Origin of the sequence: Escherichia marmotae (genome assembly GCF_002900365.1) — a bacterium.
Taxonomy (GTDB): Bacteria; Pseudomonadota; Gammaproteobacteria; order Enterobacterales; family Enterobacteriaceae; genus Escherichia; species Escherichia marmotae.
Genome location: NZ_CP025979.1, coordinates 1,540,715 through 1,563,385 on the forward strand (window position 1 = coordinate 1,540,715; position 22,671 = coordinate 1,563,385).

The following is a 22,671-nucleotide window of genomic DNA, read 5'->3' on the forward strand; positions in this document are numbered from 1 at the left end:
GAAAATGCAAACCGTTATTTTCGGCCGTCCGGGTTGCCCTTACTGCGTTCGTGCAAAAGATCTGGCAGAAAAATTAAGCAACGAGCGCGATGATTTTCACTATCAGTATGTGGATATTCGTGCTGAAGGGATCACTAAAGAAGATTTACAACAGAAGGCCGGGAAGCCCGTTGAAACCGTGCCGCAGATTTTTGTCGATCAGCAACACATCGGTGGCTATACCGATTTTGCAGCCTGGGTAAAAGAGAATCTTGACGCCTGATTTGCCGGATAAGCCCTCTCTGTTTGAGGGCTTTATTGATTTTTTCTGTGTTGTGGCTTGAACAAGCTACTGATAAACAAGAAACACAACGCCCCCAGCGCACACCAGAAGACAGCACTCAATAACCATGCCAGCTCTTGCCAGAATGAGCGTGTTGGTGAAAAAAACAGGCGCATAATTAACATAGAACACGGTGCTGCCAGCATTGCGCCAAACAGGGGTTTAAGGACTTCTCTACGCTGCGAAAAAAAACTGGCGACAGCCCCAGGAAGAATAAAAAACAGTAAGCCGATTTCAGGATGCCCGGCAGCCCGAAAAGCGCCCTTCATATGCGTCGCCAGGAAAAGGCACACCACAATGAAGAGGACAAAACAGCAGACTGCCCCCGCCCAACGTTGTTTATGTTTCACATCTTCCTCCTGACACTGCCTCTATCGAACACATTTTTCGCCAGTGTGGCGCTCAGTAAGATAAAGTCGCTTCGCATTCCATGCTAATATAGGCCAACACAATTCTTATAGCCGTTGGTATCTAATGTGATTACACTAGTAAAATATATTGTTACTTTACTATTGATTAAGTGCGCTGAATGAATCTGCGCCCTGAATTCAGGTAAAAACATTATCTTAAATTACCATTTCTTTCAACAGCTTACTCGTAAACAAGAAGTTAGTCTCCGTGAATATAAACGTCGCCGAATTGTTAAATGGGAATTACATTCTGTTATTATTCGTGGTCCTCGCGCTTGGGCTATGTCTCGGAAAATTACGACTTGGTTCAATCCAACTGGGTAATTCCATTGGCGTTTTAGTCGTATCGCTATTATTAGGTCAACAACATTTCAGTATTAACACCGACGCGCTTAATCTTGGCTTTATGCTGTTTATTTTCTGCGTCGGGGTCGAAGCCGGACCCAACTTTTTTTCCATTTTTTTCCGCGATGGGAAAAATTACCTAATGTTAGCGCTGGTAATGGTCGGTAGTGCGCTGTTGATCGCCTTAGGTTTGGGTAAGCTGTTTGGCTGGGACATTGGCCTGACGGCCGGTATGTTGGCTGGCTCCATGACATCGACGCCGGTTCTGGTCGGTGCGGGCGATACGTTACGCCACTCTGGTATAGAAAGCGGGCAGCTCTCCGCGGCACTGGATAATTTAAGCCTTGGGTATGCATTAACCTATTTGATCGGTCTGGTGAGCCTGATTGTCGGAGCGCGTTACCTGCCCAAGTTACAGCATCAGGACTTACAGACCAGCGCCCAGCAAATCGCTCGTGAGCGAGGTCTGGACACCGACGCCAGCCGCAAAGTCTATCTGCCGGTGATTCGCGCTTACCGAGTCGGACCGGAACTGGTCGCCTGGGCCGACGGCAAGAACTTGCGTGAATTGGGTATTTATCGACAGACCGGTTGCTATATTGAACGTATCCGTCGTAACGGGATTCTGGCAAATCCGGATGGTGACGCCGTGTTGCAAATGGGCGATGAAATAGCGTTGGTAGGATATCCCGATGCCCACGCCCGACTCGATCCCAGCTTCCGTAACGGTAAAGAAGTTTTTGATCGTGACCTTCTCGACATGCGTATTGTCACTGAAGAGGTGGTCGTCAAAAACCATAACGCCGTCGGTAAACGTCTGGCGCAATTGAAGTTGACCGATCACGGTTGCTTCCTTAACCGCGTGATCCGCAGTCAGATCGAGATGCCAATTGACGATAACGTAGTGCTTAACAAAGGTGACGTTTTGCAGGTGAGCGGCGATGCCCGCCGTGTGAAGACCATCGCTGACCGTATCGGCTTTATTTCGATTCACAGCCAGGTCACCGACTTGCTGGCATTCTGCGCATTCTTTGTTATAGGCCTGATGATCGGGATGATTACCTTCCAGTTCAGCACTTTCAGTTTTGGCATGGGTAACGCTGCCGGATTGTTATTCGCTGGCATTATGCTGGGCTTTATGCGCGCTAACCACCCGACCTTCGGCTATATTCCGCAGGGTGCGTTAAGTATGGTGAAAGAGTTTGGTTTGATGGTGTTTATGGCGGGTGTTGGTTTAAGCGCCGGTAGCGGCATCAATAACGGCCTGGGCGCGATTGGCGGTCAGATGTTGATTGCCGGATTGATTGTCAGTCTGGTGCCCGTTGTTATCTGCTTCCTGTTCGGTGCTTACGTATTGCGTATGAACCGCGCACTGTTATTCGGCGCAATGATGGGCGCACGAACCTGCGCACCGGCAATGGAGATCATCAGTGATACAGCCCGCAGTAACATCCCGGCGCTGGGCTATGCGGGCACTTATGCAATAGCTAACGTACTGCTGACACTGGCAGGGACAATCATTGTGATGGTATGGCCCAGACTCGGATAAAACTGAAGTTGCCCTAAAAATGAAATTTTTTTGTACAACCGCAGAACTTTTCTTCAGGGTATCAGTCTTAATTAGTGCCACTGCTTTTCTTTGATGTCCCCATTTTGTGGAGCCCATCAACCCCGCCATTTAGGTTCAAGGTTGATGGGTTTTTTGTTGCCTGAAATTTATCTCCAGCCCTGCCACTCGCTCCACCATCCTCAAAATCTCCTCATGCGATAGCGGCTTACGGTCGGTGACAAAATGCAGACTCATCCCTTCAATAAAAGCATCCAGCGCCCGGGCAGTTTCCGGTTCAAACCATTGTTCAAGCGTTTGCTGACTACGCTGCATCCAGTTTTGCATCACCGTTTTTAATAGCGGTTTTCGGCTGGCCAATACGTAGAGCTGGTACATCAGTTCCATGTTATCCGGCGTTGCGACCTGCGAGCTGTAGATCATGTCTGTTATGGCCTGGCAGGCGCTGGGGGCGTCATTGACATCATCAAAAAAAGCCTGATATTGCCGCGACATCGTCTGCGTAAAACGGCTAAACGCTTCCAGCAACAACTCATCAATTCCTGAAAAATAGTAGGTCATTGATCCTAACGGCACTCCGGCGAGGGTGGCGATTTTACGGTGCGTAACGGCATGTATCCCGTAAAGTTTCACTGCCTCCAGCGTGGCCTGAATGATTTTTTCTCGCCGTTGGGGATCATTAGCGCGGCGCATATTTTTACCCTCTCTCTGCAATTGTGTACAAATGTACACAACCTTGCTAAGGTTGTCTTCCCTCTTCTTTTTTTGACGTGATCTATGACAGTAAATTCTTCACGTAATGCCTTGAAACGCCGTACCTGGGCGTTGTTTATGTTCTTCTTTTTGCCAGGACTGCTAATGGCTTCCTGGGCCACCCGCACGCCAGCAATTCGGGATATTCTCTCTGTCTCTATCGCTGAAATGGGCGGTGTACTCTTTGGCCTGTCGATAGGTTCGATGAGCGGTATCCTCTGCTCGGCGTGGTTAGTGAAACGCTTTGGGACGCGTAATGTCATTCTGGTCACTATGTCCTGCGCTTTGATCGGGATGATGATATTAAGTCTGGCGCTCTGGCTGACATCCCCCGTCCTCTTTGCCGTTGGTCTTGGTGTCTTTGGAGCCAGTTTTGGTTCCGCTGAAGTGGCGATAAACGTTGAAGGCGCAGCCGTTGAGCGAGAAATGAATAAAACGGTTTTGCCTATGATGCACGGCTTTTATAGCCTGGGCACGCTGGCAGGCGCTGGTGTCGGGATGGCGTTGACAGCCTTTGGTGTTCCGGCAACTGTACATATTTTGTTGGCGGCACTGGCGGGCATCGCACCTATTTATATTGCTATTAAGGCAATCCCTGGCGGTACGGGCAAAAACGCTGCCGATGGCTCGCAGCATGACGAAAAAGGTGTGCCTTTTTACCGTGATATCCAGTTGCTGTTGATTGGTGTCGTAGTACTGGCAATGGCTTTTGCAGAAGGCTCTGCCAACGATTGGTTACCCTTATTAATGGTTGATGGCCACGGTTTTAGTCCAACGTCAGGCTCACTGATTTATGCCGGTTTCACATTGGGGATGACCGTTGGACGCTTCACCGGTGGCTGGTTCATCGACCGTTACAGCCGCGTTGCCGTAGTACGTGCCAGTGCCTTGATGGGTGCGTTGGGTATCGGACTGATTATTTTTGTCGATAGCGCATGGGTCGCTGGGGTGTCTGTTGTGCTTTGGGGATTGGGCGCTTCTCTGGGCTTCCCACTAACCATTTCTGCCGCCAGCGATACCGGCCCCGATGCGTCGACCCGCGTCAGCGTAGTGGCAACGACGGGTTATCTGGCATTCCTCGTCGGGCCGCCACTGCTGGGCTATCTCGGAGAACATTATGGATTACGTAGTGCAATGCTGGTTGTGCTGGCGCTGGTTATTCTTGCGGCTATTGTCGCTAAAGCCGTCGCCAAACCCGATACAAAAACGCAAACTGCGATGGAGAATAGTTGATGGGCATTAAATTAATTGCGGTAGATATGGACGGTACTTTCTTAAGCGATCAAAAAACCTATAACCGTGAGCGGTTTACGGCCCAGTATCAGCAGATGAAAGCACAAGGTATTCGCTTTGTGGTCGCCAGTGGAAATCAATATTATCAGTTAATTTCGTTCTTTCCCGAAATTGCCAATGAAATTGCCTTTGTGGCGGAAAACGGCGGCTGGGTGGTGAACGAAGGCAAAGATGTTTTTAATGGCGAACTGTCGAAGGACGCATTTTCCACTATTGTGGAGCATTTACTGACGCGCCCGGAGGTGGAAATTATTGCCTGTGGAAAAAATAGCGCCTATACCCTGAAAAAGTATGACGCCGAAATGAAGGCCGTGGCGGAGATGTACTATCATCGCCTGGAATATGTCGATAACTTTGACAATATCGACGATATCTTCTTCAAGTTTGGGTTAAATCTCTCTGACGAACTGATTCCGCAAGTGCAAAAAGAGTTACATGATTCTATTGGCGATATTATGGTGCCAGTCCATACCGGCAACGGTAGTATCGATTTGATTATCCCCGGCGTACATAAAGCCAATGGCCTGCGTCAACTCCAGAAATTATGGGGCATAGACGACAGCGAAGTGGTGGTTTTTGGCGATGGCGGTAATGATATTGAGATGCTGCGTCAGGCGGGCTTTAGCTTTGCAATGGAAAATGCTGGCAACGCAGTCGTAGCGGCGGCGAAATACCGTGCAGGCTCCAATAACCATGAAGGCGTACTGGACATTATCGATAAAGTTCTTAAACACGAAGCGCCATTTAATCAATAAAACGGCAGCACGCCCGGCAACACAATGCCTGAATGAAGGATGCATAATCCGCGGAAATTACCCTTCTGGATTATTTCAGGCGAAATGATGATGAAAAAATGTGTACTGCTGGGCGCGTTTCTGTTGAGTTTTACTGGTGTGGCAATGGCGCAAAGTGTCACCGTTGATGTGCCGAGTGGATACAAAGTGGTGGTGGTCCCTGATTCAGTCAGCGTTCCGCAAGCCGTCAGCGTTGCCAGCGTGCCGCAAACCGTATACGTGGTCCCTACGCCAGCTCCGGCTTACCGTGCACATCCATATGTCCGTCACCTTGCCAGCGTAGGCGAAGGGATGGTAATCGAACATCAGATCGACGACCATCACCACTAATCCCTGAATGCCTGATTGTATAAAACAACCAGGCATTTTCTTATCCGTCGTTAGAATTTCCTGTTTGTTTATCTTTTAAAAAGATAAACATCAGCAGCAGCCACAAAACTCCGTTGGCAAGATTAAACAGATTAAACAATCCATTACCGCCATTCAGCCAGGCATGTTTACTGATCTCAATACCTACGGTAAAGATCAGCATTTGCAACATCCCCATCGCCGCCGATACCGTCCCTTTACTCATATCACTGGCGAACAACGTTAAACGCACCAGCCCTGCATTCGCCAGACCAATACCAAAAGCATAAATACTTAACCCGGCGGTCATCCATAAATACGCGTGCGATGAGATGACCGTGGCCGCTGCGGCGACCAGCAGACCAATCATAATCGGCCAGCCCCCCATAATAATCAGCGAACGTACGGTACGGCGCGAGGTCAGACGTGCCAGCAGCAAATTACCCGCAATTAACGCGCCGAAAATGGGCACTTGCAGCAAACCATATTCATAGCTACTCAACTGTTCACCGGTGATGATGATAATCGGTGACTGGGCAATCCACGCCAGTAACGGCAGACTGACAAATCCCAGCGCCAGCGCTCCTGCAACAAAGCGGCTGTTCTTCAGTACCAGCTTATAGTCTCGACCAAGCTCTTTCAGCGACAGTTTCTCGCCAATGCGCGTAGCCGTTTCTGGCATCGCACGTTGCAGACCGAAGAAGGAGATCGCCGCCAATGCAGCAAACAACACAAACATCCCTTCCCAGGGCAACACATGAATCCACGCGGCACCCACCAATGGCCCGAGTAACGGAGCAATCAGCGCCACATTCGCCATCAGCGCGGTGATCTTGATACAAACCGCCTCTTCAAAAGATTCCTGAATCGCGGCGTAACCCACAGCGCCAATGAAACAGAGGCTTATCCCCTGTAGAAAGCGCAACAGCGTGAATTGTTCAATGTTTTGCGCCAGTAATATCGCCAGGCAGGTGATTATGAACCACACCACGCCAGCTAACATTACCGGACGGCGACCAATACGATCCGACAGTGGTCCTAACAGCCACTGTAAAAACATCCCTCCCGCCAGGTAAGCGGTCATCGAAGTAGGAACCCAGTCAATACCCGCCTGATACTGCTCCACCACGGCGAGCATACCGGGTTGAATCATATCGTTGCCGATATAGGTCGAGAATTCGTAGAGCACCAGACAGAGGGGGAAAAGTAATGCCTGACGCCCAAGTCTGGCACCTGTTGCTAATTTATTTTGCATGCAATTTCTTCGCCAATAATAATCGCGCAAATTTTAATAAAAGCGTGGCAAACGAGAAAGCAAATTTTGTAGCTGAAACCACGGTTAAGCACATTCTTACGTTATTCCGAGTATAGCCCCCCTTTCTTTAAGCTTTATTTAATTTCTTCGCGTTACCATTCTCTGCTGTAAGCCAATCCGGTTGAGGTAAATAAGACGATGCCGCTTTACCCTGTTTAACAAGCGATTTATTCTCATCGACTTGCCTGATGGCTGCCCACTAATCACCTTTTGAGTCTGAAAGTTATGCTGGAAAATCTGAATTATTCATTATTCTCTCTTATTAATGCGACGCCAGACTCATCCGCATGGATGATTTCGTTAGCAATTTTTATTGCCAAAGATTTAATTACCGTGGTGCCATTGTTGGCTACGGTGCTTTGGCTATGGGGATTTACGGCGCAACGACAACTGGTGATAAAAATCGCCATCGCGCTAGCGGTCAGTCTGTTTGTTTCCTGGACGATGGGCCATCTGTTTCCGCATGACCGTCCATTTGTCGAGAATGTCGGCTATAACTTCCTGCATCATGCAGTAGATGACTCTTTCCCGAGCGATCATGGCACGGTGATATTTACCTTTGCGCTGGCATTTTTATGCTGGCATCGTTTGTGGTCAGGAGCAATCCTCATGGTACTGGCGGTAGTTATTGCCTGGTCGCGCGTTTATCTCGGTGTTCACTGGCCGCTGGACATGCTTGGTGGATTGTTGGCGGGAATGATTGGTTGCCTTAACGCCCAGATTATCTGGCAAGCTGTGGGATCCAGGCTCTACCAGCGGCTGCAATTGTGGTATCGCATCTGTTTCGCCTTACCAATACGTAAAGGCTGGGTGCGTGGCTGATTTCGGATAAAAAGTGTAATATCAGGCGGCTCGCTTCAATAACAATTCAGAGGGATTATGGAAACACGTCGCGAAGAGCGTATCGGGCAATTACTGCAAGAATTAAAACGCAGCGATAAGTTACATCTGAAGGACGCCGCCACCCTGCTCGGGGTTTCAGAGATGACGATTCGCCGCGATTTGAATAACAACAGCGCCCCCGTCGTATTACTCGGCGGTTATATCGTTCTGGAACCGCGCAGTGCCAGCCATTACCTGTTAAGCGATCAAAAATCCCGTCTGGTGGAAGAAAAACGCCGGGCGGCAAAACTGGCTGCGACGCTGGTAGAACCCGATCAGACCCTCTTTTTTGACTGTGGCACTACCACGCCGTGGATTATTGAAGCGATAGATAATGAAATCCCTTTCACCGCCGTTTGTTATTCACTAAATACCTTTCTGGCACTGAAAGAGAAACCCCATTGCCGGGTGTTTCTTTGCGGCGGTGAATTTCATGCCAGTAACGCCATTTTTAAACCCGTCGATTTTCAATTGACGTTGAATAATTTCTGTCCAGATATCGCTTTTTATTCCGCAGCCGGAGTGCATATCAGTAAAGGTGCTACCTGTTTTAATCTTGAAGAGTTGCCGGTAAAACACTGGGCCATGTCGATGGCGCAAAAGCATGTGCTGGTTGTCGACCACAGTAAGTTTGGCAAGGTACGCCCGGTACGCATGAGTGACCTGAAACGATTTGATATTGTGGTAAGCGATCGTTGCCCGGAAGATGAGTATGTGAAGTACGCACAGACGCAGCATATTAAGTTGATGTATTGATGATGCATAACCGGATGACGTTAACGCGTCATCCGGTCATCAGAAGATTAAGAGAACCAGCCGCCGAACCACTGATGGAATTTCATCATTACGAAGTCCCACATCCGACCAAAAAATCCGCCCTCTTCCACATTTTCCATCACGATCAGCGGACGCTGTTCAATCGACTTGCCGTTAAGCTGGAAATCAATAGTGCCGACGACCTGACCTTTTTTCAGCGGTGCGGTAAGCTGCGGTTCCGTTAACATGTAACTGGCTTTCAGGTTTTTCAGTTGCCCACGAGGGATAGTCACCGATCCCCCTTCACCGGCACCGAGATTCACTTCGCTCTTATCACCAAACCAAACCCGCTGAGTCACAAAGGTGGCATCAGGTTTAATTGGTGTCACGGTTTCAAAGAAGCGGAAACCCCAGGTCAGTAATTTCTCAGACTCATTAAAACGGATACGGTCAGTTTTCGCCCCCAGCACCACAGAGATCAAACGCATATCACCCTGGGTAGCCGAAGCGACCAGATTGTATCCCGCACCTGCCGTGGTTCCGGTCTTCATACCATCAACATTAACGTTACTGCTCCACAACAGGCGATTACGGTTAGGTTGGCGAATTTTGTTAAAGGTAAACTCTTTCTCTTTATGAATGGCATACTCTTCCGGTACATCGTGAATTAACGCTTTACCCAGCAATGCCATATCGCGCGCGGTACTAAACTGCCCCGGTGCATCCAGGCCGTGTACCGTCTGGAAGGTGGTGTTGGTCAGGCCCAGTTTCTTCGCATAATCATTCATCAAACCAATAAATGACTCCTGGCTGCCCGCAACATAATCTGCCAGTGCAATACAGGCATCATTACCGGACTGAATGATCACACCTTTATTCAAATCCGCCACAGAGACCTGATCGCCCGGTTTGAGAAACATGACCGATGAACCGCGCAGCGCTGGATTGCCCGTTGCCCAGGCATCTTTGCCGACCGTCACCATATCGGTGAGTTTGATCTTATCGGCCTTAAGCGCCTGCCCAACCACATAGCTGGTCATGATTTTAGTCAGGCTTGCGGGGTCCAGTTTCTCATCCGCATTGCCTTCTGCCAGCACTTTGCCGCTGGCATAATCCATTAAAATCCATGCACGCGCATCCACGCTCGGCGCTTCAACGGTCTGTTCCGCCGCAAATGCTGTTGGGGCAAAAAGGAATAAAAATGCAGAACCCGCTGCAAGACCACGAAGGAAAGAGGAGTATTGCGTCATAAATGCCACCCGAGTATCCATTCAAAAAAAATACGTTATATCGCCGTATGATAAGTTCGGTGATTAATAACGCACACACAAGCTTAAAGAAACCGTAAGTTGGTAAAGTTTTTAAAGTTTATGCAATATCCTGCCGCTTCGCTGCTTCTGGTGTCATTTTTTTACTCACTGTTGCTTAAAAGTTAACTTTACTTCACCATCGGAATCCTGTTCAGCCTGTGGCTGCCTGTATAAAAGGGGTGACTATGATTACGCTGTGGGGTCGGAATAATTCAACCAACGTTAAAAAAGTGTTGCTGACGCTCGAAGAACTGGAACTACCTTATGAGCAAATTTTGGCGGGTCGTGAGTTTGGGGTAAACCATGACGCCGATTTTCTGGCGATGAATCCTAACGGGCTAGTGCCGCTGTTGCGTGACGACGAAAGTAATTTAATTCTTTGGGAATCAAACGCCATTGTCCGCTACATTGCAGCACAGTACGGGCAAAACCGTTTATGGATCGACTCACCGGCACGCCGCGCAGAAGCCGAAAAGTGGATGGACTGGGCAAACCAGACGCTCAGTAATGCCCATCGAGGGATCCTGATGGGATTGGTCAGAACGCCACCGGAAAAGCGCGATCAGGCCGCCATTGATGCCAGTTGCAAGGAATGCGACGCCCTGTTTGCCCTTCTCGATGCAGAGCTGGCGAAAGTGAAATGGTTCTCCGGCGATGCATTTGGTGTGGGCGACATTGCCATCGCGCCGTTTATCTACAATTTGTTTAACGTTGGCCTGACCTGGACACCACGTCCGAATCTGCAACGCTGGTATCAGCAACTCACCGAACGCCCCGCGGTGCGTAAAGTTGTGATGATCCCTGTTAGCTAATTATTGCGTGGGCTAACTTTGAGTAATTCTCCATTGGACTCGTCGGTCAGAACGTATAAATAACCGTCGGGTCCGCTGCGAACATCACGAATTCGCTGCCTCCTGTCCGTTAATATGCGACCATCTTCTGCCACCTTGTTGCCTTTAACGCTCATCACGATGACATTTTTATCTTTCAGCGCGCCAATAAATAATTTTTGCCGCCACTGGGGGAATTTGTCGCTGTTATAGAAGGCCATGCCGCTCACCGCCGGTGAATCCTTCCAGTAAAAAATGGGTTGTTCAGTCCCGGCGACAATTTCCCCTTTCGCTTCCGGTATTTTAAAACCTGAGTAATTCATCCCCCAAGTTGCCAGCGGCCAACCGTAGTTTTTACCTTTTTCCGGGATATTAATTTCATCGCCGCCGCGCGGACCGTGTTCATTCAACCACAGCGTATTACTCCACGGATTCATCGCCATCCCTTGCGGGTTACGAATGCCATAAGACCAGATCCCGGCTCGCACACCAGACTCCTCCACAAAGGGATTATCATCCGGGATCTCGCCCTGGTCGGTCAGGCGCACTAATTTACCCTGCAATTTATCCAGATCCTGCGCCGTCGGGCGCTGATTGTTTTCACCCAGACCAATATACAGATAGCCTTTACCATCAAATACCAGCCGCCCGCCAAAATGATTACCGGTAGAAAGTTTTGGCGTCTGGCGAAAAACGGTGCGGAAGTCCGTCACTTTTGCGAGGTCATCAGTTAAGCGGCCATAACCTACGGCAGTTCCGGCTTTACCATCATCACCGACTTCAGAAAAACTTAACCAGATACGGCGCGACTGGGCAAAATCAGGCGCTAATGCCACATCCAGCAAACCGCCCTGCCCGTGCGCCCAGACTTCCGGCACACCGGCAAGCGGCGCAGATAATCCTTTTCCTGCTTGCCAGTGGCGTAACTCGCCGCCGCGCAGGGTGATTAACATGCCGTGATTATCCGGTAAGAAGGCCAGCGCCCACGGATGGTCGAGTTTATCCTGCAGTACTTCGACATTTACCGTTTCGGGTGCCGCCCAAAGAGCGGAAGGAATACAGAGAAGGGGCACAAGGTAAAAGGATTGTCGATACATAACACCTCCGGATTGACTCTGGCTTAAAGCGTAGTCAGTCAGGGGCGTGACAAATTTATTTTTACATAAACTTAAATATGAAGGGGGAGACGCCTTCTCCCCCTTAGCTTTCAGGCCTGCTCAAGCATGGCGTGCTTCTCCAGGCTCTGGATACTCAGCGTTAAGCTCATCAGACAATTTTCAAGCTTATCGGCGTTGACGGTAATAAAAGTTGGGCAATCATGATACCCACTCATCAAACATACTGCGGCTGTCGCTAATGCTTCTTCAGCATGATGAAGAGCATTCCACTCTTCCTGATCCAGGTGAAGATTCAACCGCAGCGATTTATCGTGCAGTTCGCGATTCAGTTTAAAAAAGTTATCTCGTAGATGATTGCTTTCGCTGACGGACATGTATCCTTTGGCCTTCCTCAGTCGCACATATGCGGCGAGGTCAACTCGAGCATCGTTCAACCGATTAAGCAGATCGCTTCGCTGTCTGTCAACGAACATACTTCGATCCTCCTCTTTGCAGCCTTAGTGCAATTAAATAGTATGGCTACTTTTTGAACAAAGTGCTGTCAAGGATCAATACTTCACATCTTATTAATAATAATTTACATTATTTCTCTTTCCAGTATCTCGCATCCCCAGGGTGCCAGTTCTAATTCTTGTGAACAAGCCTTGCCTGTTTCCGCCACTCGCCATGCACCAGGAAGCACCACATTTTGTACATGAGCAGTGTAATTTTGTACAAAAACCCATTCCTGATTGCCGTCTGTCCGACGCGTTGCAATAACGCCAACAGGAAGTTCAGTCGCAAGGGCTTTTGGAAGATTAAGTGAGTTGATCAACATCGCAGCAAACGCTTGATGAAATGACGCATCATTACGCGAAGCCACATAGAAAGCACGTCCCTGTCCGACGTGATTTACCGTTAACGCAGGTGTACCTGCATAAAAATCCTCACCATAGCGCGCCAGAACCTGTGCGCCTTCGGCGTGAATAACCGCACATAATTCCCTTGCCTGCCATTTACCTTGCAATCCATAGGCATTCGGCTCGCAGATAACTTCGTTATGCTGATAATCATTAAGGCTATCGATCTCTTCAGCCCACACGCCCATCAGGTCACGCAACGGGCCAGGAAAACCGCCCAGGTGACATAAATCAGTTTCATTGACAATCCCGGACCAGTAAGTGGTGACAAAATTGCCACCAGCTTCGACATAGGCACGGGCACGATCAGCAAATCCATCGCGAACCATATAGAGCATTAGAGCGATAACTAATTGATACCCCGTAAGATCACAATCAGCGTTGATAATATCGACCGCCACCCCCTGCTCCCAGAAAGGTCGGTAATGATCCACTACCGTTTGTTCGTAATGGATACCGCAATTGCGCGGCCCGGCAGCATCATTAACCGCCCAGCGGTTTTCCCAGTCGAAAATAATGGCAACTTTAGCCTGAGTTTTCGTCCCGACCAATTGCTTAAGATGTGCCAGTCGTTGCCCTAGCTGTATAACTTCGCGCCCGGTACGCGTCTCCAGATGACCGACGTGATCAACCACCGCACCATGAAACTTCTCCACGGATCCGCGACTCTTACGCCACTGAAAATAGTGCACGCCATCTGCGCCATGAGCGACGGCCTGTAAAGAAGAAAGAATGTTCATTCCCGGCTTTTTCAATTTGCTGGTTGGCTGCCAACTTGTCTGGCTGGGGGTGGATTCCATCAGAATGAACGGTTTATTTTTCAAGGTACGCATCAGATCGTGATACATCGCTGTTTTACAAGCTACGGCGCGTTCATCTTCCTGTTTGTGCCACATGGGATAGCTATCCCAACTTACAAAATCGACAACCTCAGCTAATGACCAGTAGTTGTAATCATTGAAATACCACATAAAATTGGTCGTCGCGGGTAACTCAGGCCGTTCTGCTTTTAGCGGCGCGACTTCCATTTGATAGAATTCTTTTACCTGCGATGTGACAAAGCGTCGCCAGTCAAGATTCAGGCCGTGGTTAGACATCTCACCTAATGGAGAAGGTGACTCAATTTGTGACCAGTCACTGTATGTATGGCTCCAGAAGCCTGTCCACCATGCCTGATTAAGTGCCTCAAGAGTGGTGTAACGAGTCTGCAACCAATGGCGAAACGCCTGTTGGCATCCGTTACAATGACACTCACCGCCATACTCATTACTGATATGCCATCCCAGAACCGCCGGATGATTCGCGTATCGCTGCGCCAGCTTACGGTTAATTTGCGTCACTTTTTCTTTATACACTGGCGAAGAAAGGCAGTGATTATGGCGACCGCCGTGAAGCATTTTCTCGCGTGACGCGCTAACTCTCAGAACCTCTGGATAACGTGCTGCAAGCCAGGCGGGTTTGGCTCCGCTCGGGGTTGCCAGGAAGACAGAGATCCCGCCAGCATGAAGTTTATCCAACACCTCATCCAGCCAGTCAAAGCGATATTCCCCCTCTGTGGGTTCCAGCATTGACCAGCTAAAGATGCCCACCGACATGGTGTTACAACCAGCCTGTTGCATCATGGCAATATCTTTCTCCAGGATCCCAGGGACATGTAACCATTGTTCCGGATTGTAATCGGCACCATGAAGTAACCACGGGGCTGTGGGGATGATCGGTGGATGCTTGTCCATGCTGACTCCTGAATTGTTTTAAACAGACAAAAAATGTTATTCGTTCACAATACTGTCATCTAGTAATTAATTGCTTCGTTATGCAAGAAGTGTCCGGTAGAAATGTGAGCAACTACGCGTTTTTCCATTCAAACAGGCTCCACTGTTTGGCAGACATGCGCTGAAATACGTGAGCGTGATACGTATGACATTCACTGCGGTATACTGTGACAAATCTTTTAGCCGGGGCGAATATGAAAACCAAAGCTGCAACCCTTGCCGATGTTGCTCGTCATGCCAATGTTTCTTATCAGACAGTGTCGCGGGTGCTTAACAATTCAGCGAACGTGTCTGCCAAAACACGTCAAAAAATTGAACAAGCCATTGCCGAACTGAAGTACGTTCCAAATCGCGTAGCTCAACAGTTGGTAGGGAAAGAGAGCAAAACGGTGGGGCTGGTCACCACCTCACTCGCCCTACATGCCCCTTCACAAATTGCGGCGGCGGTAAAAAAATATGCCGGGGAGCAGGGATATCAGGTGCTGATATCGATGATTGATGATGTTGATATTAAAGGTATTCAGGCTGCAGTTAATGACTTAAAAGCACAACGGGTAACAAAGATTATTATCAACGCCCCCCTGGAAACGGCATTGGCTGAAACTCTGGTTGCTGAAAACAGTGATGTATTGTGTCTGTTTCTCGACGTGGACCCTTATAGCCCGGTGTTTAACGTCACCTTTAATCCCGCAGAAGGTGCACGCGCCAGCGTAAAATATCTTTACGACTTGGGGCATCGTCAATTTTGCTTGATCTCTGGCCCTGAAAATTCAGTACCGGCGCGGTTACGACTCAATACCTGGCGCGATACCCTCGCCTCACTCCAACTGACACCGCTGGCCATACATTACGGTAGCTGGGACGCTCAAAGCGGCTATCTGGCGATATTACAGATGCTACGTGAAACGCCACAGGCGACCGCTCTTCTGATCGCGAACGATCAGATGGCGTTGGGTGCGTTAAGCGCCTTACATCAACAAAAACGTAAAATCCCGCAGGATATTTCTGTCATTGGCTATGACGACACCTATGAGAGTGCGTTTTTTGAACCTTCACTGACGACCGTCGCAATCGACTTTGATTTGCAAGGGAAAATTGCCGTTCAACAAATTTTACAGCCGGACGATGCACAAGCTATGCTCCGCTCTTCAACCATCCTTCCCAGCCGTCTGGTCGTGCGTAATTCTGCTGGCCCTCTGCACTCACCACAGGCTGATCTGATGAATATTGCCGAACACCTTCGCACGCTGGCAGATGAGCTAACACGCAAGGCATAAAAGTAATACGTTCTCATAAAGAAGATTTAGTGATCCATTTCGCTAAATCTTTTTTATTATCAGCAATAAATGTGATGTAAATCTCAAACATTCATTTAACACATTGCCTAATCATCAATGTCAGGGCCAGAGTAAAAATGAAATTGTTAACGTATGACATTTCCGGAGATGCATACCAAAACAATAACCAGTAAGCACAGCTAATGCCTGTGCCAACGGTAAATGACCCAACGCCAGTGATTGAGGATATGGCTATGTTATTGCCCGGTAAACGTAATTATATTTTGCTCAGTATTTTCGATTTTCTGTACCTCTTCGCCTGGTCGGCAACGATGGCATTTTTTGTCATATGGACGACACAGCATCTGGAAATTACCGCCACACGCACAGGATTACTTTATTCCGTTAATGCTTTCATTGCGTTATTAATGCAGCCGTTCTTCGGTTTCATCTCCGATAAATTTGGTCTTAAGAAACAACTCATCTGGATCCTCGTCGCATTATTACTTCCCGTAGGCCCATTCTTTATTTATGTGTATGCCCCGCTTCTGGTTCATAACTTCTGGCTGGGCGCTGTTTTGGGTGGCGTTTACCTGGGGATCATTTTTAATTCTGGCTGTGGCGTTCTGGATTCCTGGATAGATAAAGTTTCGCGTCGTTATCATTTTGAATATGGTCGCGTAAGGATGTGGGGCTCTCTGGGATGGGCCGCCGCCGCGTGGATTGTTGGTAAATATATTGATACCAACCCTAATCTCTCTTTCTGGCTGGCAAGCTGCGCCATTGTGATCGCCGCAATCTGCTTTATGTTTACCAAAATCGAACTTACCGAGGCCGAAATTGAAAAAACCAATTCGCTGAAAGCCATCCATGCCCTTGAGCTGGCAAAAAATAGTCAGTTCTGGTTTTTATTGATGTTCACTCTGTTCGTAACACAAATTTATGACACCTACGATCAACAGTTCGCACAGTATTTTTCGCTGCAATTTCCGACACCAGAAGAAGGCAATCGCTGGTACGGAATTCTGGCTTCTGTTCAGGTCTGCGGAGAAACCTTATTTCTCTGCCTGATGCCGTGGTTTGTTAACCGCACTGGTGCAAAATGGGCGTTAGTGATTGCCGGAACCATTATGTCGTTACGCATTGCCGGTTCTGCAATCCAACTGGGACCGGTGTGGATTACAGCCGTTAAAATGATTCACGCCATCGAAAAACCACTGATCCTGGTGTCTGTGTTTAAATTTATCGCGGCTAACTTTGATCATAAACTCTCTTCAACGGTCTACCTGCTAGTGCTTTTTGTGGCATCCATCGCCACAGCAATCTATTCACCCATTGCAGGCTATCTGTATGACACCATTGGCTTTGCTGAAACCCATCTAATCCTGGGGGCTATTGCCGGTTGCTTCACGCTTATTTCGGTCTTTACGCTGCGGGACAAATCCAGCAGCCAGCCTACGGAGACGCTAACTGAAAATTCTGTAGCATGATCCTCATTTGCGCCCCTTTATTTGGGGCGCTTTCCTCACCGGTTGACCAGATTGCGATACAAATTTTATCCAGAACTCTGTAGAATCCCTGCCCTGACCTTTCCTGTAACTGAATATTTTTTAAGCTATGAGCAAAGTAACTCCCCAGCCGAAAATCGGCTTTGTTTCCCTCGGCTGTCCGAAAAACCTCGTCGATTCAGAGCGCATTCTGACTGAACTGCGCACTGAAGGTTATGATGTAGTACCGAGCTATGACGACGCAGATATGGTGATCGTCAACACCTGCGGCTTTATTGACAGTGCGGTGCAAGAATCACTGGAAGCCATTGGCGAAGCGTTGAATGAAAACGGCAAGGTAATTGTGACCGGTTGTCTGGGGGCGAAAGAAGATCAAATCCGCGAAGTCCATCCAAAAGTGCTGGAAATCACCGGCCCTCATAGCTACGAGCAGGTTCTGGAACACGTTCATCACTACGTGCCAAAACCGAAACACAACCCATTCCTGAGCCTGGTGCCGGAGCAAGGTGTTAAGCTGACACCGCATCATTATGCTTATCTGAAGATTTCCGAAGGCTGTAACCATCGTTGCACCTTCTGCATTATTCCGTCTATGCGCGGCGATCTGGTGAGCCGCCCGATTGGCGAAGTGTTAAGTGAAGCGAAACGTCTGGTTGATGCGGGTGTTAAAGAGATTCTGGTGATCTCCCAGGATACTTCCGCGTATGGTGTTGATGTAAAACACCGCACTGGCTTCCACAACGGCGAACCGGTAAAAACCAGCATGGTCAGCCTGTGCGAACAGCTATCAAAACTGGGGATCTGGACGCGCCTGCACTACGTTTACCCTTACCCGCATGTGGATGACGTCATCCCGTTGATGGCAGAAGGCAAAATTCTGCCGTATCTGGATATTCCGTTACAGCACGCCAGCCCGCGCATTCTCAAACTGATGAAGCGTCCGGGTTCTGTAGATCGCCAACTGGCGCGCATTAAACAGTGGCGCGAAATTTGCCCGGAACTGACACTGCGCTCAACCTTTATTGTCGGCTTCCCTGGCGAGACGGAAGAAGATTTCCAGATGCTGCTCGATTTCCTGAAAGAAGCTCGTCTGGATCGCGTTGGTTGCTTTAAATACAGCCCGGTTGAAGGTGCTGATGCCAATGCCCTGCCTGACCAGGTTCCGGAAGAAGTGAAAGAAGAACGCTGGAACCGCTTCATGCAACTGCAACAGCAGATTTCCGCCAAGCGTCTGCAGGAGAAGGTGGGTCGTGAAATTCTGGTGATCATTGACGAAGTGGACGAAGAAGGCGCGATTGGCCGCAGCATGGCAGATGCACCGGAAATTGACGGCGCGGTTTATCTCAATGGTGAAACCAACGTTAAGCCGGGTGATATTGTGCGTGTGAAAGTCGAACACGCCGATGAGTACGATTTGTGGGGTAGTCGGGTTTAATTAATGTCAGGCCGGGCAAATTACCCGCCCGGCCTGCTAATAAGCATTATTGCCAGCTAATCTGCGCCCTGCCGTTTTTCTTACTTTTATACAGCCGCTCATCTGCCAGCATTTTCAGCCGTTCAACGGTAGTACATTCATTTGAATGCGCCACGCCGATACTGGTGCTTAAGTTAATGCTCCCCACCTGGAAATGGACGATTTCTTTTAGTATTGATAGCAACTCTTCCAGAGTACCACCGGTATAAATCACCGCAAATTCGTCGCCGCCAAAGCGGTAGACTTTGCCTTTATCTACCGGAATCTGTGATTTGAGAATTTTCACTACCTTCATCAACACTTCATCGCCCAGCAAATGCCCGAAGGTATCGTTAATGTTTTTGAATTTATCGACGTCAAACAGGCACAAATAGCCACCTTTTTCCGGCAGGGCTTTTAAATCTTCATCAAAAGATTTTCTGCCCATTGCTTTCGTCAGGTCGTCAAGAAACGCTGAGTTATACATGCTGTAGAGTTTTTTGACATCCGCCGCCGAGAAGAAAAGCCCACCATCCAGCACGCGGTCAAAATGGTTATTAATGATAGCTTCTTTCTCAACGATGCCGCGATTAATGACTCTGCGTACCAGATACATGCAACTTATCCCCGATATCGCTGCCACTAATGCGGCAAAGAAAATAATTAAAGTACAAACCTGAAAATAGACATCCTTCTTATAAGCAAAGACATACAACCCCGTTGGTAAATAAGTGAAGTGTTCCATCGCTTCCGAAACAGTAAAGATGGTATTTTTCGCGTTATATTCATCCCCAACAACTGGCTTGCCACCTTTGAATAAAGAGAACATCAGGTTCTCGCTATCCATTGCCAGCGACTTTGAGAGTAACGAAAATCGTTCCAGCCCAAGCAAAAATATCAGACTGCGGTTGTGAGTAACCGGATAGAGATAATAGACGAAGGTTTTACCGTCAAAAGAGATAAACCCCGTATTTTTGACATGCCGATACTTAACAACCTGCATAATATCTGCACAATAATTTTTTTCATACTCCTTAACCTGAATACACTCGTCGCTGGAAATCAGATAAGGACCAACATCATACAAATAAGAAGGTGAAACCGAGTCAGCGTAAGCTGTGCGCAAGCCAACCAACAGTTGTTCTTCAGTCGGATTAAGCGTGTTAATGAGATCAATTGACACACTGCGCCGATATTCGGCAATATTTGCCACCGCAAAAGCAGTATCAATAACGGACTGTTTCAGGCCATACACCCGTTCTTTTACCATCTGGGTATAGATCCCGCAGGCAACTGCTGAAATCATGATAAAAATCAGCAGACTGACTGTAAGTACGAATTTATTGATTCTGGACATACCTAAACTACTCTTTTACTAACTTTCCACTTTTGTCCCAGGCAGAGAATGGCAACGGCTTCTGATATAGATACCCCTGGGCCTGAATACACCCTAATTTGATTAATTCACGCGCAACCTCTTCGCTCTCAACACCTTCTGCAATTACCGGGATCCGGTTATAGCGGGCCAGGTCGAAGATAATGCGTACAATTTTTCCCGCAGTGCCGAAAATATCGCCGGTAAATTGCGAGTCTACTTTTATGCTGTCAGGATTAATTTCATAAAAACGCTTCAGGTTTGACAAACCTGTACCAAAGTCATCAATCGATATCCGTACTCCTTGTTGACGCAGTTGTTCAATATTGAGATAAAAATGTTCATTAATACGTTCAATCACTGTTTCAGTGATCTCAATACAGATGCTATTCGCTTTCAGCTCATGTTCTTCCATAATAGCTGTAAAACGCGCATGAAAGTGTGGCTCGTTTAACTGCCAGGGCGAAACATTAATATGCAGTAAGAAACCTTCCTGCAGTTCCGCACGCTGGCTAAAATGTCTGAATTCCCCCATCGCCGTTTTAATAATTTGATAACCCAGTTCATTGATAAAACCGATATCTTCAGCGATAGCAATAAACTTCAGCGGCGAGATTATCCCCCGCTCTGCTGAAACCCAGCGGCACAGCGCCTCAGCTCCCAGAATGTCGCGGGTATTAATATCAACAATCGGTTGATAGACCAAAAATAGCTCGCCTTTTTCCATTGCATTACGGATATTGCGCGCAATCCAGATATTTTCTTCAATTTCTCTGAGTTTCTCATCATCACAGAAAATAAATTCAGAGAACATATGATCGCGGATACTGGAAATCGCCAGTTTTAGTTTTTCTGCGTAGCTCCAGGCATTTTCGCCTTTCAGAGGTTCACAAATGGCAGATTTATGTATACGCAGATTGCGGTAGCCAAAGCTACTGTCGAAATCGTTTATCATCGCGATCTTATGGGTAAAAATCTCTACATTTTCCCGACACAATAATAAATAGAGATCGGCATTGAATGTCACAATATCGCAACATTGCGCGTATTTCTCGGCAATTTGCTGACACAGTTTCCTGACGATTTTGTTGCGTTCCTCAACGCCAAACACCGCTTCGACGGCTTCCAGTCCGCACAGTTTGATGATCCCAACGGCCAGATACTGATTATTGTTTGACTCAATAATCGCCATATTTTTGATAAACCCGCTTTCCTGATCGTAGGAGATCAGCGAGAGCAATTTATTTGAACGCTCAACTTCTGCATCTTTCATTTCCGCGATCGAATTTTTGATGCTGATAATCTCTTTTGCATCGCCTTCACGAATTTTCAGTGCCTGCATTTGATCCGCAGAGTCGGGTAAAAATTCCAGCGTATTGACCAGCGTTGTCATTTCGGAAAATTGTCGACGGAACACACGGGTGGTCATTAAGTAAACCACCAGCAATACGATAATAATGAAAGCAAATGGTAAATAAAAGAGTTTGTCTGATGCGTTAAATAAATCCCCCGTAGGATAATAAAAATAGATATCGAACAATGGATTATTAGGAACTGCCGATTTCCTTGCGATATATTCTATATCAACAGAATCAATAATATTATAACTATCTTCGCTATTATAAATAATCAATTTTTCGCGAGCGAGTTGATTCTTGGCAATGATTTCATGACCTTGTTTCAGAAACAGGACTTCATCCGTTGCGCTGATTTGATCAAGGTATTCGTTCAGATATCGCCAATTTAAATCGACGTGAATTTTATCAACAGCCAGCAAATCACGATCTTTGCCGTTAATTCGTAGCGTAAAAGAAATACATTTTTTACCCGGGCGATCAAAGCAATTGTATGCCGGATTCCAGCTACTGTCAGAGCCATCCGAGGATACAGACCACGGACGTTGCGACGGGTTAAAATCGGAAAAAATAACGCGCCCCGCCTCATCGATAAGCGGCCCATTAACCTTTTCCTGATGATAAACAACGATTTTATCGTTCGCCCGCCGCGAAAAGAGATAATATTTATTATTATCCAGCACCAGTCCCACTGAATCTAAAAATGGCATCATTTCCATTTTCAGAATAACAGCACGTTTAATCTCCTCACTGTTTTTCAACAAATAGAGTGAGTCTTTTAACGTCAGGGCCGAACGTTCAATATCTTTAAAGAAATAGCCAACGTTTTTTTGAATAAGTTCAAAGCGGCTATCGGCACGTTTTACCGCACGTTCCGATACCAACTGATAGTTAATGATGAAAAAAAGACCAATAAATGACAGCGCAGCCAATAAAAATAAAATTATCAGCCTTATCTTTATCTTTTCGTATAAACTCAGCATGTTAAT

Annotated in this window: 20 protein-coding genes; 11 read left to right on the top strand and 9 right to left on the bottom strand. The window is 47.7% G+C overall.

The features are described 5' to 3' along the window. The first annotated feature begins 4 nt into the window (after positions 1-4). Positions 5-262, top strand: coding sequence for a glutaredoxin 1 (gene grxA, locus C1192_RS08055; RefSeq protein ID WP_001195226.1), 258 nt, complete (start codon positions 5-7; stop codon positions 260-262). Between the two features lie 32 nt (positions 263-294). Here grxA and C1192_RS08060 read toward each other — a convergent pair whose 3' ends face one another. Next, complete coding sequence (locus tag C1192_RS08060; RefSeq protein ID WP_000681115.1) at positions 295-672, bottom strand: inner membrane protein YbjM; 378 nt, start codon at positions 670-672, stop codon at positions 295-297. Between the two features lie 268 nt (positions 673-940). Between C1192_RS08060 and C1192_RS08065 the strand changes: the two genes are divergently transcribed. Then, entirely contained in the window at positions 941-2,626 is a 1,686-nt protein-coding gene (locus C1192_RS08065) for an aspartate:alanine antiporter (RefSeq protein ID WP_038355189.1), read from the top strand. Between the two features lie 135 nt (positions 2,627-2,761). On the opposite strand, the gene rcdA is transcribed toward C1192_RS08065, so the two are convergent. Next, positions 2,762-3,337, bottom strand: a complete 576-nt coding sequence (rcdA, locus tag C1192_RS08070) for a DNA-binding transcriptional regulator RcdA (protein ID WP_038355190.1) — start codon at positions 3,335-3,337, stop codon at positions 2,762-2,764. Between the two features lie 84 nt (positions 3,338-3,421). Here rcdA and C1192_RS08075 point away from each other — a divergent pair, with 84 nt between their 5' ends. The 3 genes from C1192_RS08075 (at position 3,422) to C1192_RS08085 (ending at position 5,814) form a co-directional block, all read left to right on the top strand. Then, on the top strand, positions 3,422-4,630 hold the full coding sequence (locus C1192_RS08075) for an MFS transporter (RefSeq protein ID WP_038355191.1): 1,209 nt from the start codon (positions 3,422-3,424) through the stop codon (positions 4,628-4,630). After that, the gene (locus C1192_RS08080) at positions 4,630-5,445 is read left to right on the top strand and encodes a Cof-type HAD-IIB family hydrolase (protein WP_038355192.1); all 816 of its coding nucleotides are present in this window, start codon (positions 4,630-4,632) and stop codon (positions 5,443-5,445) included. The genes C1192_RS08075 and C1192_RS08080 overlap by 1 nt, the downstream gene beginning before the upstream one ends. Positions 5,446-5,529: 84 nt before the next feature. Then, positions 5,530-5,814, top strand: coding sequence for a hypothetical protein (locus C1192_RS08085; protein ID WP_077784562.1), 285 nt, complete (start codon positions 5,530-5,532; stop codon positions 5,812-5,814). Positions 5,815-5,854: 40 nt separating this feature from the next. On the opposite strand, the gene mdfA is transcribed toward C1192_RS08085, so the two are convergent. Continuing rightward, the gene (gene mdfA / locus C1192_RS08090; RefSeq protein ID WP_001516067.1) at positions 5,855-7,087 is read right to left on the bottom strand and encodes a multidrug efflux MFS transporter MdfA; all 1,233 of its coding nucleotides are present in this window, start codon (positions 7,085-7,087) and stop codon (positions 5,855-5,857) included. Positions 7,088-7,372: 285 nt separating this feature from the next. On the opposite strand from mdfA, the gene ybjG reads away from it, so the two are divergent. Together ybjG and deoR are read left to right on the top strand one after the other, a co-directional pair. Beyond that, positions 7,373-7,969, top strand: a complete 597-nt coding sequence (gene ybjG, locus C1192_RS08095) for an undecaprenyl-diphosphate phosphatase (RefSeq protein WP_038355193.1) — start codon at positions 7,373-7,375, stop codon at positions 7,967-7,969. A 57-nt stretch (positions 7,970-8,026) separates the two neighbouring features. Then, positions 8,027-8,785 carry a DNA-binding transcriptional repressor DeoR gene (deoR, locus tag C1192_RS08100; RefSeq protein WP_038355194.1) on the top strand — a complete coding sequence of 253 codons (759 nt, stop codon included), beginning with the start codon at positions 8,027-8,029 and terminating at the stop codon, positions 8,783-8,785. Positions 8,786-8,832: 47 nt separating this feature from the next. On the opposite strand, the gene dacC is transcribed toward deoR, so the two are convergent. After that, positions 8,833-10,035 carry a serine-type D-Ala-D-Ala carboxypeptidase gene (dacC, locus tag C1192_RS08105; protein WP_038355210.1) on the bottom strand — a complete coding sequence of 401 codons (1,203 nt, stop codon included), beginning with the start codon at positions 10,033-10,035 and terminating at the stop codon, positions 8,833-8,835. Positions 10,036-10,280: 245 nt separating this feature from the next. Between dacC and gstB the strand changes: the two genes are divergently transcribed. Then, positions 10,281-10,907 (top strand): glutathione S-transferase GstB, encoded by a 627-nt coding sequence (gstB, locus tag C1192_RS08110; RefSeq protein WP_038355195.1) that lies wholly within the window; start codon positions 10,281-10,283, stop codon positions 10,905-10,907. Here gstB and C1192_RS08115 read toward each other — a convergent pair. The 3 genes from C1192_RS08115 to C1192_RS08125 form a co-directional block, all read right to left on the bottom strand. Next, a complete protein-coding gene (locus tag C1192_RS08115; RefSeq protein ID WP_038355196.1) occupies positions 10,904-12,022 on the bottom strand; it encodes a PQQ-dependent sugar dehydrogenase in 1,119 nt (372 codons plus the stop codon). The genes gstB and C1192_RS08115 overlap by 4 nt on opposite strands. Before the next feature lie 110 nt (positions 12,023-12,132). Beyond that, positions 12,133-12,516, bottom strand: coding sequence for a biofilm formation regulator BssR (gene bssR / locus C1192_RS08120; RefSeq protein WP_000497146.1), 384 nt, complete (start codon positions 12,514-12,516; stop codon positions 12,133-12,135). 104 nt (positions 12,517-12,620) lie between these two features. After that, entirely contained in the window at positions 12,621-14,675 is a 2,055-nt protein-coding gene (locus C1192_RS08125) for a beta-galactosidase (RefSeq protein ID WP_038355197.1), read from the bottom strand. Between the two features lie 233 nt (positions 14,676-14,908). Between C1192_RS08125 and C1192_RS08130 the strand changes: the two genes are divergently transcribed. From C1192_RS08130 to rimO, 3 genes are all read left to right on the top strand, one after another. Further along, positions 14,909-15,991 (top strand): LacI family DNA-binding transcriptional regulator, encoded by a 1,083-nt coding sequence (locus tag C1192_RS08130; protein WP_038355198.1) that lies wholly within the window; start codon positions 14,909-14,911, stop codon positions 15,989-15,991. Between the two features lie 254 nt (positions 15,992-16,245). Further along, a complete protein-coding gene (locus C1192_RS08135) occupies positions 16,246-17,481 on the top strand; it encodes an oligosaccharide MFS transporter (protein ID WP_038355199.1) in 1,236 nt (411 codons plus the stop codon). Between the two features lie 127 nt (positions 17,482-17,608). After that, the gene (gene rimO, locus C1192_RS08140; RefSeq protein WP_038355200.1) at positions 17,609-18,934 is read left to right on the top strand and encodes a 30S ribosomal protein S12 methylthiotransferase RimO; all 1,326 of its coding nucleotides are present in this window, start codon (positions 17,609-17,611) and stop codon (positions 18,932-18,934) included. Between the two features lie 46 nt (positions 18,935-18,980). Here the strand turns inward: rimO and C1192_RS08145 are convergent, their stop codons facing one another. Next, positions 18,981-20,309, bottom strand: a complete 1,329-nt coding sequence (locus C1192_RS08145) for a GGDEF domain-containing protein (protein WP_038355201.1) — start codon at positions 20,307-20,309, stop codon at positions 18,981-18,983. A 7-nt stretch (positions 20,310-20,316) separates the two neighbouring features. Next, entirely contained in the window at positions 20,317-22,665 is a 2,349-nt protein-coding gene (locus tag C1192_RS08150; protein ID WP_016248521.1) for a sensor domain-containing phosphodiesterase, read from the bottom strand. Positions 22,666-22,671: the final 6 nt, after the last annotated feature.

Excerpts from the sequence above, each read along its gene's own strand:
- grxA (WP_001195226.1), top strand. The coding sequence starts at position 5 with ATGCAAACCGTTATTTTCGGCCGTCCGGGTTGCCCTTACTGCGTTCGT.
- rcdA (WP_038355190.1), bottom strand. The coding sequence starts at position 3,337 with ATGCGCCGCGCTAATGATCCCCAACGGCGAGAAAAAATCATTCAGGCC.
- C1192_RS08075 (WP_038355191.1), top strand. The coding sequence starts at position 3,422 with ATGACAGTAAATTCTTCACGTAATGCCTTGAAACGCCGTACCTGGGCG.
- C1192_RS08080 (WP_038355192.1), top strand. The coding sequence starts at position 4,630 with ATGGGCATTAAATTAATTGCGGTAGATATGGACGGTACTTTCTTAAGC.
- C1192_RS08085 (WP_077784562.1), top strand. The coding sequence starts at position 5,530 with ATGATGATGAAAAAATGTGTACTGCTGGGCGCGTTTCTGTTGAGTTTT.
- mdfA (WP_001516067.1), bottom strand. The coding sequence starts at position 7,087 with ATGCAAAATAAATTAGCAACAGGTGCCAGACTTGGGCGTCAGGCATTA.
- ybjG (WP_038355193.1), top strand. The coding sequence starts at position 7,373 with ATGCTGGAAAATCTGAATTATTCATTATTCTCTCTTATTAATGCGACG.
- deoR (WP_038355194.1), top strand. The coding sequence starts at position 8,027 with ATGGAAACACGTCGCGAAGAGCGTATCGGGCAATTACTGCAAGAATTA.
- dacC (WP_038355210.1), bottom strand. The coding sequence starts at position 10,035 with ATGACGCAATACTCCTCTTTCCTTCGTGGTCTTGCAGCGGGTTCTGCA.
- gstB (WP_038355195.1), top strand. The coding sequence starts at position 10,281 with ATGATTACGCTGTGGGGTCGGAATAATTCAACCAACGTTAAAAAAGTG.
- C1192_RS08115 (WP_038355196.1), bottom strand. The coding sequence starts at position 12,022 with ATGTATCGACAATCCTTTTACCTTGTGCCCCTTCTCTGTATTCCTTCC.
- bssR (WP_000497146.1), bottom strand. The coding sequence starts at position 12,516 with ATGTTCGTTGACAGACAGCGAAGCGATCTGCTTAATCGGTTGAACGAT.
- C1192_RS08125 (WP_038355197.1), bottom strand. The coding sequence starts at position 14,675 with ATGGACAAGCATCCACCGATCATCCCCACAGCCCCGTGGTTACTTCAT.
- C1192_RS08130 (WP_038355198.1), top strand. The coding sequence starts at position 14,909 with ATGAAAACCAAAGCTGCAACCCTTGCCGATGTTGCTCGTCATGCCAAT.
- C1192_RS08135 (WP_038355199.1), top strand. The coding sequence starts at position 16,246 with ATGTTATTGCCCGGTAAACGTAATTATATTTTGCTCAGTATTTTCGAT.
- rimO (WP_038355200.1), top strand. The coding sequence starts at position 17,609 with ATGAGCAAAGTAACTCCCCAGCCGAAAATCGGCTTTGTTTCCCTCGGC.
- C1192_RS08145 (WP_038355201.1), bottom strand. The coding sequence starts at position 20,309 with ATGTCCAGAATCAATAAATTCGTACTTACAGTCAGTCTGCTGATTTTT.
- C1192_RS08150 (WP_016248521.1), bottom strand. The coding sequence starts at position 22,665 with ATGCTGAGTTTATACGAAAAGATAAAGATAAGGCTGATAATTTTATTT.